The organism is Pseudomonas sp. LFS074, from assembly GCF_047978165.1.
Classification (GTDB): Bacteria; Pseudomonadota; Gammaproteobacteria; order Pseudomonadales; family Pseudomonadaceae; genus Aquipseudomonas; species Aquipseudomonas putida_P.
Genome location: NZ_JBFPFV010000001.1, coordinates 2,039,163 through 2,054,848 on the forward strand (window position 1 = coordinate 2,039,163; position 15,686 = coordinate 2,054,848).

The window sequence follows — 15,686 nt, forward strand, 5'->3', positions numbered from 1 at the left end:
CCCATTAGCGGGCCATGGTCTTGACCTCGGCCAGCACGGGGTGCGCCACCAGCTTGTCGATGTGCAAGGTGTCGTCGTTCATCCAGCGTTCGCTGAGCAGTCGGTAGTGTTCCATGTCGCGGCAGTGCAGGCGCAGGCTGTAGTCGAAGTGGCCACTGATCAGCTGGCATTCATGCACCTCCGGGCAGTTGTGCAAGGTGGCTTCGAAGGCCTTCTGTGCCGCGCGCCCGCTTTGGTTGGACAGGGCCGCCAGCACCAGCAGTGACACCCCGGGCGCCACTTTGTGCTGGTCGATGATTGCCCCATAGCCACGAATCACGCCACGTCGCTCCAGCTTGCGCACGCGCTCCAGGCAGGGGCGCGGGGTGAGGTGGACGAGGGTGGAGAGTTTTTCGAACGTGATACGACCGTCGTGGCGCAGGATGTCGATGATCGCTTCGTCGATGCGGTCGAGGGGGTGGGCATTGGTGTCCATGCGCGTGGGCTTCTTTCAGAAGTGGGCATGGACAGGTTAGGCGGTAAAGGGCGCTGCTGCACAGCAGCCCCCAGGTCTGTCAGGCGCATACGGAATCAGCCTTGGGCACCGCTCGCAACTCAACCTTGCGCGGCTGTAAAAGCGCATACAGATCCTTCGGATCCTCCAGCACCGGCACCAGCCCGATGTCCTTGCCGATACCCAGCGCCTGCGCCGTATCCAGCACATAACGCAGCGCCGAAAAATCCTCCAAGGCAAACCCGACCGAGTCGAACAGCGTCACCTGCTCGGCGTGCTCGCGGCCCTTGGCCTCACCCGCCACCACCCGCCAGAACTCGGTCACCGGCGAATCCGCCGGCATCTGCTGAATCTCGCCTTCAACCCGGCTTTGCGGCTCGTACTCGACAATCACCCGAGCCCGCTCGACTATTGCCCGGTGCAGTTCGGTCTTGCCTGGGCAGTCACCGCCCACGGCGTTCAGGTGCATGCCCGGCTCGATCATCTCGGGGGTGAGGATGGTGGCGTAGGCTTTGTCGGCGGTCACCGTGGTGACGATATCGGCACCGCGCACCGCATCGGCCACGGAGCGTGCGATGGTCAGCTTGAGGCCGGGGCGGTTGGCCAGGTTGGCGACCAGCTTGGCCGAGGCGGCGGGGTCGATGTCGAACAGGCGTATTTCGTCAATGCCCAGCAGGGTATTGAAGGCGATGGCCTGAAACTCGCTTTGCGAGCCATTGCCGATCAGCGCCATGCTGCGGCTGTCCTCTCGCGCCAGGTAGCGGGCGGCCAGGGCCGAGGTGGCCGCCGTGCGAATGGCCGTGGTCAGGGTCATCTCGCTGAGCAGCAACGGTGCGCCGGTATCGATGCTGGCCAGTGCGCCGAAGGCCATCACCGTGGGCAGGCCGTGGCGGGTGTTCTTCGGGTGGCCGTTGACGTACTTGAAGGCGTAGCGACTGGCATCGGCAACCGGCATCAGCTCGATCACCCCGTCCGCGCAATGGTTGGCAACCCGGGCGCATTTCTCGAAGGCGGGCCAGCGCAGGTAGTCCTGGCGGATGTATTCGGCCATTTCCAGCAGGCAGGTAGGCAGGCCTTTGCGGTTGACCAGGCGGGCCAGGTCTTGCACATCGATAAAGCGGGTCATGAGGGGTCTCCCTGCGGCGACGCTTCCAGAGTGGGCACTGGGTTCATTGTGCGGTGGGCAGGGAGGTAAAGCTGGCTGTAATGGGCCCTGGCGGCAGCGGCTACGGCTGATTTGGAGACACTGACAGCCGAAACGGCTGTGGGGAGCCTAAACCTGCCAATGGATTCAGTGCGCCCGCAAACGCTTGTACAGCGTAGTGCGGCTGATACCCAGCCCCCGCGCCACCGCCGACAGGTTGCCATTGGCTTGCTCGACCAGGGTCTGCAGGTCCGTCTCTTCGGTCGTCACCCGTACCGGTAGCTGCGACTCGGCCAGAAAGCCCGCAGGCAGGTGCTCGATGCCGACCGGTCCGTTGCCCGCCAGCGCCAGTGCCACCTGCAGCACACTCACCAGCTCGCGCAGGTTGCCTGGCCATGGGTGTTGATCGAGCAGGTCGATAATGGCCGGGGGCAGCCGCGCAGGTTGCCCGGGGTCGCGGTAGCGGGCATGTAGCTGCTCAATCAACTGACGCCGGTCACTGCGCTCGCGCAGCGCAGGCAATACCACGGCCAGCCCGGCGATGCGGTAGTACAGGTCCTGGCGAAAGCGCCCGGCGCGCACTTCTTCGGCCAGGTCGCGGTTGCTCGCCGACACCACGCGGATATCTACCGCTACCGGCTCGCCGCTACCCAGTGGCTGGATAGTGCGTGACTGCAGCACACGCAGCAGGCGGGCTTGAGTGGGCAGTGGCATGTCGCCTATTTCGTCGAGAAACAGGATGCCGTGGTCGGCTTTTCGGATCAGCCCCAGGTTGCCCTTGTGGTGGGCGCCGGTGAACGCGCCTTTGTCGTAGCCAAACAGTTCCGACTCCACCAGTTCGGCTGGGATCGCCGCACAGTTGACGGCAATCAGCGGCTGATTGGCGCGGCTGCTGGCCCGGTGCAAGGTTTCGACGAACACTTCCTTGCCTACGCCGGTTTCACCCTGCACCAACACCGGGATGTCCTTTTCCAGCAACAGGCCGGCCTGTTGCAACGCTTTATCCAGGCGCGCCTCGCCACTGCCAGCCTCGCGGCGGCGTGTGGCTTCGCGCGCAGGGTGCCACTGGCAATGGAAGCGGTTGCGCCCCGTGGCCTGCAGGGCGAAGGGCTGTTGCTGGGGATGGCTGAGCAGCTGCTGCAGGGGCAACTGGAACAGTTGCTCGATGTTCTGTTGCAGCGGGTTGCCGCCGAGCAGGCTGTCGGCCCGGTGATTGGCAGCCATGACCTGCCCGCGCTCATCGAATACCAGCAGGCCGGCCCAGGGGCTGTCGAGGTTGTCAGAGGCGCTGTTGAAGATCAGCTGTGCATGCTGGTCGGCATGTTCGGCGAGGATCAGGCGGTTTTCCAGGCTTTGGCCCATCATGCGCACCAAGCCAAGCGTCTGGCTGGCCGGCAAGTAGCCGTCGCTCGCTACGTCGAGCACCCCGACCAGTTGTCGTGCGGCGTCGAACAGGGGGGCGGCGGCGCTGGACATGTAGCGGTTCTGCCGCAGGAAGTGCTCGTCCTGGCCGACGTGAATCGCCTCGGCGCAAATCAGTGCGGTGCCCAGGGCATTGGTGCCCACGCCACGCTCGTGCCAATGGGCGCCTGCGCTGAAGCCGTGCTGTTGGTGCGGTTCGATGAAGCGTCGCGAGCCCCAGCTGTCGAGCAGGCAGCCACCGGCATCGGCCAGCATCACCAGGTAGCTGGCATTGCCCAGCAGGTGCGCGTATTGCGGCAGCACTTCCTCGCGGGTCAGGCGTAGCAGCGCCTGGCGCCGCTCCAGCAGGGCGCTTAGCTCGGTACGGGTCAGGCAGTCGAAGTCCGGTGCGTGCTGTGGTTGCAGGCCGTGATCGCGGCAGCGGGCCCAGGACGCCTGGATCAGTTGGGTGTGGGTCGACGCGGATGCGGCCATGGGCCTGTCCTAAGTGGTTGTTGTTATGGGCGGACCGCTGTTCAGTGTTGTTCACCGCTGTTCATTGTCAAACCGGCAAGTGTTCAGTTGTTCAGTGATTGTGTTCACTTGTGAACCCGCGATTTGCCCGTTCTGCCATCCAGGCCCCGGACCAGAGCACCGGGGAATGACTGGCACGAAACTGGCTGTGCTCGGCGGACAACCCTCACAAAAAGGCCACGCCATGTCCCTGGTGCTGGAGCAGGTCAGCCGCAGTGTCGACAACCAGCCCTGGGTCGTCGATGCCTCACTGCGTTTCGAGCCCGGTTCGTTCAACGTGCTGTTGGGCCGTACCCTGGCGGGCAAGACCAGCTTGATGCGCCTGATGGCCGGGCTCGACCGCCCGGACCGGGGGCGGGTGCTGATGGACGGCCAGGACGTCACCGGCGTGCCGGTGCGCCAGCGCAATGTGTCGATGGTGTATCAGCAGTTCATCAATTACCCTACCTTGAGCGTGTACGAGAACATCGCCTCACCGCTGCGCCAGGCGCGCATGGCCGAGGACCAGATCCGCCGCCGGGTGCAGGAAACCGCCGAGATGCTGCGCATCGAAACCTACCTGCAGCGCCTGCCGCTTGAGCTTTCCGGTGGCCAGCAGCAGCGCACGGCGATGGCCAGGGCGTTGGTCAAGGACGCCTCGTTGATCCTGTTCGACGAGCCATTGGTCAACCTCGACTACAAGTTGCGCGAGGGCCTGCGCCAAGAGCTGCGTGAGTTGTTCGCGGCCCGCCATTGCATTGCTGTGTACGCCACCACCGAGCCCAACGAGGCGCTGGCGCTGGGCGGCACCACTACCCTGGTGCACGAAGGCCGCATCGTGCAAAGCGGGCCCACCGCCGAGGTGTATCAGCGCCCGTGCAGCGTGCTGGCTGCCGAGTTGTTTTCCGAGCCGCCGATCAACCTGGTGCCCGGCCGTATCAGTGGCAACGAGGTGAGCCTGGCCCAGGCCGTGCACTTTGCCCGCAATGCCGATTTGCAGCCGTTGGCCGAGGGCGACTACCGCTTTGGCGTGCGCCCCAGCCATATCACCCTGGTGCCGGCCCATGACGATGACCTGGAATTGGCGGTGCTGGTGGAACTGGCAGAGATCAGTGGTTCAGAAACCTTTCTGCATGTGCGCAACGAATTCTGGCGCATGGTCCTGCACCTGCCTGGGGTGCACGAATACCAGGTGGATACGCCGATCCGTGTGTTCATCCCCACGCACAAGCTGTTCGTCTTCGACAGCGCCGGGGTGTTGGTGCAGGCCCCGGGGCTGCGCCAGGCAAGGAGAGGGTAATGGCCGAAATTCGCCTGCGCCAACTGGCGCACAGTTACAGTCGCCAGCCCGCCAGCGAGGCAGACTATGCCCTGCACGCGCTGGAACATGTGTGGGAGCAGGGCGGTGCTTATGCCTTGCTCGGGCCATCGGGCTGCGGCAAGTCGACGTTGCTCAATATCATTTCCGGGCTGCTGACGCCGTCCCATGGCGAGGTGCTGTTCGACGGCAAACCGGTCAACCAGTTGTCACCGCAGGCGCGCAACATCGCTCAGGTGTTCCAGTTTCCGGTGGTGTACGACACCATGACGGTGTTCGACAACCTGGCTTTTCCCCTGCGCAACCAGGGGCTGGACGAAGCGCGTGTGCGTGCCCGGGTGGAAGAAATTGCCGAGGTGCTCGACCTGGCTGGCGTGCTGCGCAAGAAGGCACGCAACCTCAGTGCCGACGAAAAGCAGAAGGTCTCGATGGGGCGTGGCCTGGTGCGCGATGACGTATCGGCAATCCTGTTCGACGAGCCGCTGACGGTGATCGACCCGCACCTGAAATGGAAGCTGCGGCGCAAGCTGAAGCAGATCCATGAGCAGTTCAACATCACCATGATCTACGTCACCCATGACCAGCTGGAGGCCTCTACCTTCGCCGACAAGATCGCAGTGATGCACGGCGGGCGCATCGTCCAGTTCGGCACCCCGCGCGAGCTGTTCGAGCGACCGCGACATACGTTTGTCGGCTACTTCATCGGCAGCCCCGGGATGAACCTGATTGACGTGCGCGCCGAGACAGATGCAGTGGTGTTCGGTGATGTCCGCCTGGCGCTGCCCGATGGCCTGCGCGAGCGCCTGGCGGCGATGGCGGGTGGGCGATTGCAAGTGGGTATTCGCCCGGAGTTCGTGCAGCTGTGGGACGGCCCGTTCGATGATGCCCACCCGGCGCGGGTGCTGGATGTCGAAGACCTGGGTACCTACCGCATCGTCACCCTCGAACTGGGCGGTGTCGCGCTCAAGGCGCGGCTGAGCGAGGATCGCCCGTTGCCCGTGGAGCTGGCCTGGGTCAGCCTGCCCGCGCAGTGGCTGATGCTGTACGTCGACGATGTGCTGCTGGAGGCCGGGCCATGATCAACAAGGTGCCGAACAACAAGGCGTGGTGGCTGGTGCTGCCGGTGTTTCTGCTGGTGGCATTCAGTGCGGTGGTGCCGATGATGACGGTGGTCAACTATTCGGTGCAGGACATCTTCGACCAGTCCAACCGCTACTTCGTCGGCGCCGACTGGTACCGCCAGGTGCTGCGCGACCCGGCGCTGCACGATGCATTGCTGCGCCAGTTCATCTACTCCGCCTGCGTGCTGCTGATCGAGATCCCGCTGGGTATCGGCATTGCCCTGACCATGCCAACCAAAGGCCGTATGGCCTCGGTGTGCCTGATCATCATGGCTATTCCGTTGCTGATCCCGTGGAACGTGGTTGGCACTATCTGGCAGATTTTCGGCCGTGCCGACATCGGCCTGCTCGGCGCCACCCTGGCCAAGCTTGGGGTCAGCTACAACTACGCCGGCGACCCGTTCGACGCCTGGCTCACCGTGCTGGTGATGGATGTGTGGCACTGGACCTCGTTGGTGGCGTTGCTGTGCTATTCGGGGCTGCGTGCCATCCCCGACGTGTACTACCAGGCCGCGCGCATCGACCGTGCCTCGGGCTGGGCCGTGTTCCGCCATATCCAACTGCCCAAGCTGAAGAACGTGCTGCTGATCGCGGTGATGCTGCGCTTCATGGACAGCTTCATGATCTACACCGAGCCATTCGTGCTGACCGGTGGTGGGCCTGGCAACGCGACCACGTTCCTCAGCCAGACCCTCACACGCATGGCCGTGGGGCAGTTCGACCTGGGCCCGGCAGCGGCGTTCTCGCTGGTGTACTTCCTGATCATCCTGCTGGTGTCGTGGCTGTTCTACACAGCCATGACCCATGCCGACAAGGACTAGGCCATGAGCACGCGCAAATCGCTGGCCCTGCTGCTGTACTTCTTCTTTCTGCTGGTGCCGATCTACTGGCTGCTGAACATGTCGTTCAAGAGCAACACCGAGATCCTGGGTGGCCTGACCCTGTGGCCGCAGGCGTTCACCCTCGACAACTACCGGGTGATCTTCACCGATGCCAGCTGGTACAGCGGCTACATCAACTCGCTGTACTACGTGTGCCTGAACACGCTGATTTCCTTGCTGGTGGCGTTGCCGGCGGCCTATGCCTTCTCGCGCTACCGCTTCCTTGGCGACCGGCACCTGTTCTTCTGGCTGCTGACCAACCGCATGGCGCCACCTGCGGTGTTCCTGCTGCCGTTCTTCCAGCTGTACTCGTCAATTGGCCTGTTCGATACCCATATCGCCGTGGCCCTGGCCCATTGCCTGTTCAACGTACCGCTGGCGGTGTGGATTCTGGAGGGGTTCATGTCGGGGGTGCCGAAGGAGATAGACGAAACGGCCTACATCGACGGCTACAGCTTTGCGCGCTTTTTCGTGAAGATTTTCATTCCGCTGATTGGCTCCGGTATCGGCGTCACGGCGTTTTTCTGCTTCATGTTCTCCTGGGTCGAACTGCTGTTGGCGCGCACTCTGACGTCGGTGAATGCCAAACCGATTGCCGCAGTGATGACCCGCACCGTGTCGGCATCAGGTATCGACTGGGGCGTGCTGGCGGCGGCGGGGGTACTGACCATCTTGCCGGGCATGCTGGTGATCTGGTTCGTGCGCAACCATGTGGCCAAGGGCTTTGCCCTGGGCCGGGTGTGAGGAGGGCGACGCATGGAGTGGATGGCCTGGACCTTGCCGACGGCGCTGTTTTTCGTCGCCATAGGCATGCTGCTGCTGAGCATGACCCTGCTTGAACTGCGTCGCCCGTGCGTGGAGCGACGGGGCTTCTTGCCGCTGGTCACCAGCCGTGGTGACCGCTTGTTCATCGGCCTGCTGGCCAGCGCCTACCTGCACCTGCTGGTGGTCGGCGTCAGCGACTGGCCATTGTGGGGGGCCTCGCTGCTGTCGCTGGCGTGGCTGGTGGTGGTACTGCGCTGGGGCTGAGCGAGCGGCCCTGTGGGATAACTGAAACGGGAGATCACAATGTTCGATAACAAGCACAACAGGCGACATTTGACCCTGGCCGCATTGCTGGTACTGGCCAGCGTGCAAGGCTCAGCCTGGGCCGACCAGTACGAAGATGCGGCCAAAAAATGGATCGGCAGCGAGTTCAAGCCTTCGACCCTTACCCCAGAGCAGCAGTTGGCTGAACTGCAGTGGTTTATCAAGGCCGCCGAGCCGTTCCGTGGGATGAAGATCAATGTGGTGTCGGAAACCATCACGACCCATGAATACGAGTCCAAGGTGCTGGCCAAGGCTTTCAGCGAGATCACCGGCATCCAGCTGACCCACGACCTGCTGCAGGAAGGCGACGTGGTGGAAAAGCTGCAGACACAGATGCAGTCGGACAAGAACATCTACGACGGCTGGGTCAATGACTCCGACCTGATCGGTACGCACTTTCGCTACGGCAAGGTCGAATCGATCACCGACCTGATGGCTAACGAGGGCAAGGACTACACCTCGCCGACCCTCGACCTGAAGGACTTCATCGGTATTTCGTTCACCACCGCGCCTGATGGTAAGGTCTATCAGTTGCCCGACCAGCAGTTCGCCAACCTGTACTGGTTTCGTGCCGACTGGTTCGAACGGCCTGAGCTGAAAGCCAAGTTCAAGGAGAAGTACGGCTACGAGCTAGGTGTGCCGGTGAACTGGTCGGCCTACGAGGACATTGCCAAGTTCTTCACCGAAGACGTCAAGGAGATCGACGGCAAGCGCGTCTATGGCCATATGGACTACGGCAAGAAAGACCCATCGCTGGGCTGGCGCTTTACCGATGCGTGGTTCTCCATGGCCGGCGGCGGCGACAAGGGGCTTCCCAACGGTTTGCCGGTGGATGAATGGGGCATTCGTGTGGAGGACTGCCATCCGGTGGGCTCCAGCGTGACCCGTGGCGGCGACACCAATGGACCGGCCGCCGTCTATGCCACGCAGAAGTATGTGGACTGGATGCGCGCCTACGCGCCCAAGGAAGCCCAGGGCATGACCTTCTCCGAAGCCGGCCCGGTGCCGGCGCAGGGCAACATCGCCCAGCAGATCTTCTGGTACACCGCGTTCACCGCCGACATGACCAAGCCCGGCTTGCCGGTGGTGAATGCCGACGGCACACCGAAGTGGCGCATGGCGCCCTCGCCGAAGGGGCCGTATTGGGAGGAGGGGATGAAACTGGGCTACCAGGACACCGGCTCGTGGACGTTCTTCAAGTCCACCCCCGAGAAGCAACGGCTGGCGGCATGGTTGTATGCCCAATTCGTCACCTCCAAGACCGTGTCGCTGAAAAAGACCATCGTCGGCCTGACGCCGATTCGCGAGTCGGACATCAACTCCCAGGCCATGACCGAGCTGGCGCCCAAGCTCGGTGGGCTGGTCGAGTTCTATCGCAGCCCGGCGCGGGTGCAGTGGACGCCAACCGGCACCAACGTGCCGGACTATCCGCGCTTGGCGCAGTTGTGGTGGAGCCATATTGCCGAAGTGGCCAGTGGCGAGAAGACCCCGCAGGAGGCGCTGGATGGCCTGGCCCGCGACCAGGATCGCATGATGGAACGCTTGCAACGCTCCAATGCCCAGGCGACCTGTGCACCGAAGCTGAACCCAGAGAAGGACGCACAGTACTGGTTCGACCAGCCGGGTGCACCGAAGCCCAAGCTGGCCAACGAAAAGCCCAAAGGCGAGACGGTCAGCTACAACGAACTGTTGAAGTCGTGGGAGGCGGCCAGGAAGTGATTGGCTGAACATCGCGAAGAGGCGGTGCAGCCACCGAAAAATCACAGGCAAAAAAAACGGCACCTGCCAGAGGTGCCGTTTTCACATCACGCGGTATTACTTATGCAGCTCTTCTGCCGCATACAGCGTGTTTTCCAGTAGGCACGCCCGGGTCATCGGCCCGACGCCACCCGGCACCGGCGTGATCCAGCCGGCGCGCGGCAGGGCGGTCTCGTAGACCACGTCGCCAACCAGTTTGCCGTCTTCCTGGCGGTTGATGCCCACGTCGATGACGATGGCGCCTTCCTTGACCCACTCACCCTTGACCAAGCCCGGCTTGCCGGCAGCCACCACCACCAGGTCGGCACGGCCTACATGGCCGGCCAGGTCCTTGGTGAAGCGGTGGCAGACAGTCACGGTGCAGCCGGCCAGCAGCAATTCCATGGCCATCGGGCGGCCAACGATGTTGGACGCGCCGACGATCACGGCGTTCATGCCGTACAGGTCCTGACCGGTGCTTTCCAGCAGGGTCATGATGCCTTTTGGCGTGCACGGACGCAGCAGCGGAATACGCTGGGCCAGGCGGCCAATGTTGTACGGATGGAAGCCGTCCACATCCTTGTCCGGGCGAATGCGCTCGAGCAGCAGCGAGGCGTCCAGGTGCGCCGGAAGTGGCAGCTGCAGCAGGATGCCATCGACGGCCGGGTCATCATTGAGGCGGTCGATCAGCTCGGTCAGGGCTTGTTGCGTGGTCTCGCTGGGCAGGTCGAATGCCTGCGAAATGAAGCCGACCTCTTCGCAGTCCTTGCGCTTGTGCGAAACATAGACTTGGGAGGCGGGGTCGGTGCCGACCAGGATCACCGCCAGGCCCGGCGTACGCAGGCCTTGCTGGCGACGCTCCACGACACGTTGAGCGATCTGCTGGCGCAGGCTGGCGGCGATCGCCTTGCCATCGATTAGGTGTGCAGTCATAGACGCGTGATTAACCATCGAGAAGGAAACAATTAAGAACGCGCATTCTCGCACGACATGGGCCAAGGGCAAAGGCGGGTGGTCGGGCAAATCCCCTAAGCCCTTAAATAATTTAAATTTTTTTTAAAAAGGTGTTGACGACTTTCGGGGTCGCCTATAAGATTCGCCGCACTTGTCGGGCACAGCCTAGCACTGGTTGGCTAAGTCGGGCAGAATGAATGGTTTAACAATTACTTGTTAACGTCTTGTTCGGTTAGGCTTCAAGCTTAAGCGCCCGTAGCTCAGCTGGATAGAGCATCCGCCTTCTAAGCGGATGGTCGCAGGTTCGAGTCCTGCCGGGTGCGCCATTAGGCAGCTTTGGCAAGCAAGTAGGCAGTAATGCAATATGGTGGGCGTAGCTCAGTTGGTAGAGCGCTGGATTGTGATTCCAGTTGTCGTGGGTTCGATTCCCATCGTCCACCCCATATTCTTCAAGGGCGCCTCGATAGCATCTGGCGCCTTTGTTTTAAGCGTTACGCGGACGTGGTGAAATTGGTAGACACACTGGATTTAGGTTCCAGCGGCGCAAGCTGTAAGAGTTCGAGTCTCTTCGTCCGCACCATGCTTCTGTAAGGTTGTACCGCAACATCGCAAGACCGCAATATGGTGGGCGTAGCTCAGTTGGTAGAGCGCTGGATTGTGATTCCAGTTGTCGTGGGTTCGATTCCCATCGTCCACCCCATATTCTTGAAAGGCGCCTTGATCGTGAGATCGGGCGCCTTTTTGTTTTGGGTTCTGCGTGGCTGTGGTTGTATGCCTTGGGTGCGTCGGCGCTCGATCTCAGAGGCGCCGAAAATGTCGTGGCGAGCCCCTTCCCGCCAAATCGCATCCCTCGCCCTTGCAATCCACTGGTGACACCCCAATAAAAGCTGTTAGATTTCAGCCGGTTGAAACACCGGCCCGTTTGGCTGGCAGAGGACACCACGATGATTGCAAAAGAAGCCCGTCAGGCCCTGGCGCTGCAGCGCTTTGCCGAAGCCAATCCGCAGTTGCTCGAGGAGATCCGTGAGCTGGACGCGCGTGAGCAGGCTCAGCAGATCGAGTGGGCGTTCGAGGATGCAGCCGACGAGCAGGGTATTCAGCCCTGGGAGCTGGCGCTGCAATTGATTGCCGAAACCCCGGAGCAGCTGAACGCCATGCGTCTGGAGACGCACCGTGAGGTGGCCGAGGCGCTGGGGCTGGAATGGGAAGAGTACTGCCAGTTCAACGAAATCGATCCTGAATAAAGGAAGCGAATTCGCCACAGGCAGTTGTTTGACAAGGTATTTCGGCTGCACGTCGCCTCGGGTGTCGTGCAGCCCTTATTGAAGCAGGCCCGGCGGTGTGCCGTGCGGGCCTTGAAAGTTAATCGACCGGCGTTGTTTCCCGTCGTCCCGAGTGGGGTGACTTCTGCTGCGTGACTCACTAGAATGCTTGCCCTTGATTCTTGGAGTCGGGCTAACGCCGGCTAACGTCTGTGCAACGAGGAATATCCATGCAAGTTTCTGTTGAAAACACTTCCGCTCTCGAGCGCCGCATGACCATCGCCGTTCCGGCCGAGCGCGTCGAGAACGAAGTCAACAAGCGTCTGCAGCAGACTGCCAAGCGCGCCAAGATTGCGGGCTTCCGTCCTGGTAAAGTGCCGATGAACGTGATCCGTCAGCGTTTCGAAGCTGACGCCCGTCAAGAGGCTTTCGGTGACCTGGTCCAGGCTTCCTTCTACGAAGCCATCGTCGAGCAGAAGCTGAACCCGGCTGGTGCCCCGGCTGTAGAGCCGAAGTCCTTCGAAAAGGGCAAGGACCTGGAATTCGTCGCCATCTTCGAAGTGTTCCCAGAGTTCACTGTTTCCGGCCTCGAGTCGATCAACGTCGAGCGCCTGAGCGCCGAAGTGGCTGACGCCGACCTGGACAACATGCTGGAAGTGCTGCGCAAGCAGAACACCCGTTTCGAGGCCGTCGAGCGCGCTGCGCAGAACGACGACCAGGTCAACATCGACTTCGTCGGCAAGGTCGACGGTGAAGTATTCGCCGGTGGTTCGGCCAAGGGCACCCAGCTGGTACTGGGCTCCGGCCGCATGATCCCAGGCTTCGAAGATGGTCTGGTTGGCGCCAAGGCGGGTGAAGAGCGCGTTGTGAACGTGACCTTCCCAGAGGATTACCAGAACCTGGACCTGGCTGGCAAAGCCGCCGAGTTCACCATCACCGTCAACAGCGTTTCGGCACCTGTGCTGCCAGAGCTGAACGAAGAGTTCTTCGCCCAGTTCGGCATCAAGGAATCGACCCTGGAAGGCTTCCGCGCCGAAGTTCGCAAGAACATGGAGCGTGAGCTGCGTCAGGCGATCAAGACCAAGGTGAAAAACCAGGTCATGGACGGTCTGCTGGCTGCCAACCCGATCGAAGTGCCGAAAGCCCTGCTGGAAAACGAAGTCAATCGTCTGCGCGTGCAGGCTGTTCAGCAGTTCGGTGGCAACATCAAGCCTGAGCAGCTGCCAGTCGAGCTGTTCGAAGAGCAAGCCAAGCGCCGCGTAGTGCTGGGCCTGATCGTGGCCGAAGTGGTCAAGCAGTTCGAGCTGAAGCCAGATGACGCCAAGGTTCGCGAGATGATCGAAGAAATGGCTTCGGCTTACCAAGAGCCTGAGCAGGTCATCGCCTGGTACTACAAGAACGATCAGCAACTGAACGAAGTGCGTTCGGTTGTGCTGGAAGAGCAAGTTGTAGATACTGTTCTGCAGAAAGCGACTGTGACCGACAAGTCGGTCTCGTACGAAGATGCCGTTAAGCCAGCTGAGGCTCCTGCCGCTGCTGAGTAACGGGCTTCTCTCGTAGGAAACCCCCACAAGCCAGCCTTCGAGCTGGCTTGTGCGTATTCAAGCCATGACTATTTGGGAGTGAGCGCAGGACATGTCCCGCAATTCTTATATTCAGCAGAGCTCTGACATCCAGGCCGCAGGCGGTCTGGTCCCGATGGTTATCGAGCAGTCCGCCCGTGGCGAACGCGCCTACGACATCTACTCGCGCCTGTTGAAGGAGCGAGTGATCTTCCTGGTGGGCCCTGTAGAAGACTACATGGCCAACCTGGTAGTGGCGCAGATGCTGTTCCTTGAGGCGGAAAACCCGGACAAGGATATCCATCTTTACATCAACTCCCCAGGCGGTTCGGTGACGGCTGGCATGTCGATCTACGACACCATGCAGTTCATCAAGCCGGATGTCTCGACCATCTGCATCGGCCAAGCCTGCAGCATGGGTGCCTTCCTGTTGGCCGCTGGCGCCAAGGGCAAGCGTCACTGCCTGCCTAACTCGCGGGTGATGATTCACCAGCCGCTGGGCGGCTTCCAGGGCCAGGCTACCGACATCCAGATCCACGCCCAGGAAATCCTCAGCATCAAGGCGCGTCTCAACGAGCTGCTGGCCTACCACACCGGCCAGGACCTCGAGACCATTCAGCGCGATACTGAGCGTGACAACTTCATGAGCGCCTCGCGCGCGGCCGAGTACGGCCTGATCGACTCGGTCTACGACAAGCGGCAACTGGCCTCCTGAACCGGGGTGCCAGAGCAGGTAGGCGCCGAAAGCGCCTACCTGCGGACTTGAAAAAGCCCGCAATTGCCTTCATCTTGTGTTGCAAGCCTACCGGATTGGATCGATCGAATGACTGACACCCGTAACGGCGAGGACAGCGGCAAATTGCTCTATTGCTCCTTCTGCGGCAAAAGCCAGCACGAAGTGCGCAAATTGATTGCCGGGCCCTCGGTATTTATCTGCGACGAGTGCGTCGACCTGTGCAATGACATCATCCGTGAGGAGGTGCAGGAAGCCCAGGCCGAAAGCAGCGCGCACAAATTGCCTTCGCCGAAAGAAATCAGCGGCATCCTGGACCAGTACGTCATTGGTCAGGAGCGCGCGAAGAAGGTGCTGGCCGTAGCGGTGTACAACCACTACAAGCGCCTGAACCAGCGTGACAAGAAGGGTGACGAAGTCGAACTGGGCAAGAGCAACATCCTGCTCATCGGGCCGACTGGCTCGGGCAAGACCCTGCTCGCCGAAACCCTGGCACGCCTGTTGAACGTACCGTTCACCATTGCTGACGCCACCACCCTGACCGAGGCCGGTTATGTGGGTGAGGACGTCGAGAACATCATCCAGAAGCTGTTGCAGAAGTGCGACTACGACGTGGAAAAGGCCCAGATGGGCATTGTCTACATCGACGAAATCGACAAGATCTCGCGTAAGTCGGACAACCCATCCATCACCCGTGATGTTTCGGGCGAGGGTGTGCAGCAGGCGTTGCTGAAATTGATCGAGGGCACCGTGGCCTCGGTTCCGCCGCAAGGTGGCCGCAAACACCCGCAACAGGAATTCCTGCAGGTTGATACCCGCAACATCCTGTTCATTTGCGGTGGTGCGTTCTCGGGCCTGGAAAAGGTCATCCAGAACCGTTCCACCAAGGGTGGCATCGGTTTTGGCGCCGAAGTGCGTAGCAAGGAAGAGGGCAAGAAGGTTGGCGAATCCCTGCGTGAGGTCGAGCCGGACGATCTGGTCAAGTTTGGCCTGATCCCGGAGTTTGTCGGCCGTCTGCCGGTATTGGCTACACTCGACGAGCTGGACGAGGCTGCGTTGATGCAGATCCTCACCGAGCCGAAGAACGCCCTGACCAAGCAGTATGCCAAGTTGTTCGAGATGGAAAGCGTCGACCTCGAGTTCCGCAGTGATGCGCTCAAGGCCGTAGCGCGCAAAGCCCTGGAGCGTAAAACCGGCGCCCGTGGCCTGCGTTCGATCCTCGAAGGCGTGCTGCTCGACACCATGTACGAGATTCCTTCGAAGAAGGAGGTCAGCAAGGTGGTGATTGACGAGAGCGTCATCGAGGGCACCTCGCAGCCGCTGATGATCTACGAGAACAGCGAGCCGCAAGCCAAGGCCGCGCCAGACGCCTGATTCAGGTAATGGCCGGTTATCGGTTGCAAGCAAGAAGGGGGCCTACGGGCCCCTTTCTGCTTTTCCTGCGCAAGCGCTTGTAATTTCCCAGGCGTGCCCCCACA

General features: G+C 61.5%; 14 protein-coding genes and 4 tRNA genes. 14 read left to right on the top strand and 4 right to left on the bottom strand.

Annotation, left to right across the window (positions count from 1 at the left end; genetic code table 11):
• Positions 1-4 precede the first annotated feature (4 nt).
• The 3 genes from ACNQP3_RS09370 to ACNQP3_RS09380 form a co-directional block, all read right to left on the bottom strand.
• Complete coding sequence (locus ACNQP3_RS09370; protein ID WP_060493067.1) at positions 5-475, bottom strand: Lrp/AsnC family transcriptional regulator; 471 nt, start codon at positions 473-475, stop codon at positions 5-7.
• A gap of 79 nt (positions 476-554) precedes the next feature.
• On the bottom strand, positions 555-1,619 hold the full coding sequence (locus ACNQP3_RS09375) for an ornithine cyclodeaminase (protein WP_012271551.1): 1,065 nt from the start codon (positions 1,617-1,619) through the stop codon (positions 555-557).
• Positions 1,620-1,784: 165 nt separating this feature from the next.
• On the bottom strand, positions 1,785-3,533 hold the full coding sequence (locus ACNQP3_RS09380; protein WP_060493066.1) for a sigma-54-dependent Fis family transcriptional regulator: 1,749 nt from the start codon (positions 3,531-3,533) through the stop codon (positions 1,785-1,787).
• Positions 3,534-3,756: 223 nt separating this feature from the next.
• Here ACNQP3_RS09380 and ACNQP3_RS09385 point away from each other — a divergent pair, with 223 nt between their 5' ends.
• Genes ACNQP3_RS09385 through ACNQP3_RS09410 form a run of 6 tightly spaced genes read left to right on the top strand, consistent with a single transcriptional unit; the run spans position 3,757 to position 9,679 of the window.
• Entirely contained in the window at positions 3,757-4,851 is a 1,095-nt protein-coding gene (locus ACNQP3_RS09385) for an ABC transporter ATP-binding protein (protein ID WP_060514160.1), read from the top strand.
• Positions 4,851-5,948 carry an ABC transporter ATP-binding protein gene (locus ACNQP3_RS09390; protein WP_179027564.1) on the top strand — a complete coding sequence of 366 codons (1,098 nt, stop codon included), beginning with the start codon at positions 4,851-4,853 and terminating at the stop codon, positions 5,946-5,948. Before ACNQP3_RS09385 ends, ACNQP3_RS09390 begins: the two co-directional genes overlap by 1 nt.
• The gene (locus tag ACNQP3_RS09395) at positions 5,948-6,811 is read left to right on the top strand and encodes a carbohydrate ABC transporter permease (RefSeq protein WP_041166682.1); all 864 of its coding nucleotides are present in this window, start codon (positions 5,948-5,950) and stop codon (positions 6,809-6,811) included. Before ACNQP3_RS09390 ends, ACNQP3_RS09395 begins: the two co-directional genes overlap by 1 nt.
• A 3-nt stretch (positions 6,812-6,814) precedes the next feature.
• On the top strand, positions 6,815-7,615 hold the full coding sequence (locus ACNQP3_RS09400) for a carbohydrate ABC transporter permease (RefSeq protein ID WP_012271556.1): 801 nt from the start codon (positions 6,815-6,817) through the stop codon (positions 7,613-7,615).
• Between the two features lie 12 nt (positions 7,616-7,627).
• Positions 7,628-7,900: a DUF2160 domain-containing protein gene (locus ACNQP3_RS09405; RefSeq protein WP_264316962.1), complete on the top strand. Its 273-nt coding sequence runs from the start codon at positions 7,628-7,630 to the stop codon at positions 7,898-7,900.
• Positions 7,901-7,939: 39 nt separating this feature from the next.
• Positions 7,940-9,679, top strand: coding sequence for an ABC transporter substrate-binding protein (locus tag ACNQP3_RS09410; RefSeq protein ID WP_012271558.1), 1,740 nt, complete (start codon positions 7,940-7,942; stop codon positions 9,677-9,679).
• A 96-nt stretch (positions 9,680-9,775) separates the two neighbouring features.
• Here ACNQP3_RS09410 and folD read toward each other — a convergent pair whose 3' ends face one another.
• Positions 9,776-10,630, bottom strand: coding sequence for a bifunctional methylenetetrahydrofolate dehydrogenase/methenyltetrahydrofolate cyclohydrolase FolD (gene folD, locus ACNQP3_RS09415; protein WP_003250234.1), 855 nt, complete (start codon positions 10,628-10,630; stop codon positions 9,776-9,778).
• Between the two features lie 270 nt (positions 10,631-10,900).
• On the opposite strand from folD, the gene ACNQP3_RS09420 reads away from it, so the two are divergent.
• The 8 genes from ACNQP3_RS09420 to clpX all read left to right on the top strand — a co-directional run bounded on the left by ACNQP3_RS09420 (position 10,901) and on the right by clpX (position 15,582).
• A tRNA-Arg gene (locus ACNQP3_RS09420) sits at positions 10,901-10,977 on the top strand.
• A 41-nt stretch (positions 10,978-11,018) separates the two neighbouring features.
• A tRNA-His gene (locus ACNQP3_RS09425) sits at positions 11,019-11,094 on the top strand.
• A 52-nt stretch (positions 11,095-11,146) separates the two neighbouring features.
• Positions 11,147-11,231 (top strand) — tRNA-Leu (locus ACNQP3_RS09430).
• A gap of 44 nt (positions 11,232-11,275) precedes the next feature.
• Positions 11,276-11,351 (top strand) — tRNA-His (locus ACNQP3_RS09435).
• A gap of 244 nt (positions 11,352-11,595) precedes the next feature.
• On the top strand, positions 11,596-11,895 hold the full coding sequence (locus ACNQP3_RS09440) for a DUF6388 family protein (protein WP_012271560.1): 300 nt from the start codon (positions 11,596-11,598) through the stop codon (positions 11,893-11,895).
• Between the two features lie 248 nt (positions 11,896-12,143).
• The gene (gene tig, locus ACNQP3_RS09445) at positions 12,144-13,457 is read left to right on the top strand and encodes a trigger factor (protein WP_012271561.1); all 1,314 of its coding nucleotides are present in this window, start codon (positions 12,144-12,146) and stop codon (positions 13,455-13,457) included.
• Between the two features lie 91 nt (positions 13,458-13,548).
• Positions 13,549-14,190, top strand: coding sequence for an ATP-dependent Clp endopeptidase proteolytic subunit ClpP (clpP, locus tag ACNQP3_RS09450; RefSeq protein ID WP_264316963.1), 642 nt, complete (start codon positions 13,549-13,551; stop codon positions 14,188-14,190).
• 108 nt (positions 14,191-14,298) lie between these two features.
• On the top strand, positions 14,299-15,582 hold the full coding sequence (gene clpX / locus ACNQP3_RS09455; RefSeq protein ID WP_012271563.1) for an ATP-dependent Clp protease ATP-binding subunit ClpX: 1,284 nt from the start codon (positions 14,299-14,301) through the stop codon (positions 15,580-15,582).
• The last annotated feature ends 104 nt before the right edge of the window (positions 15,583-15,686 follow it).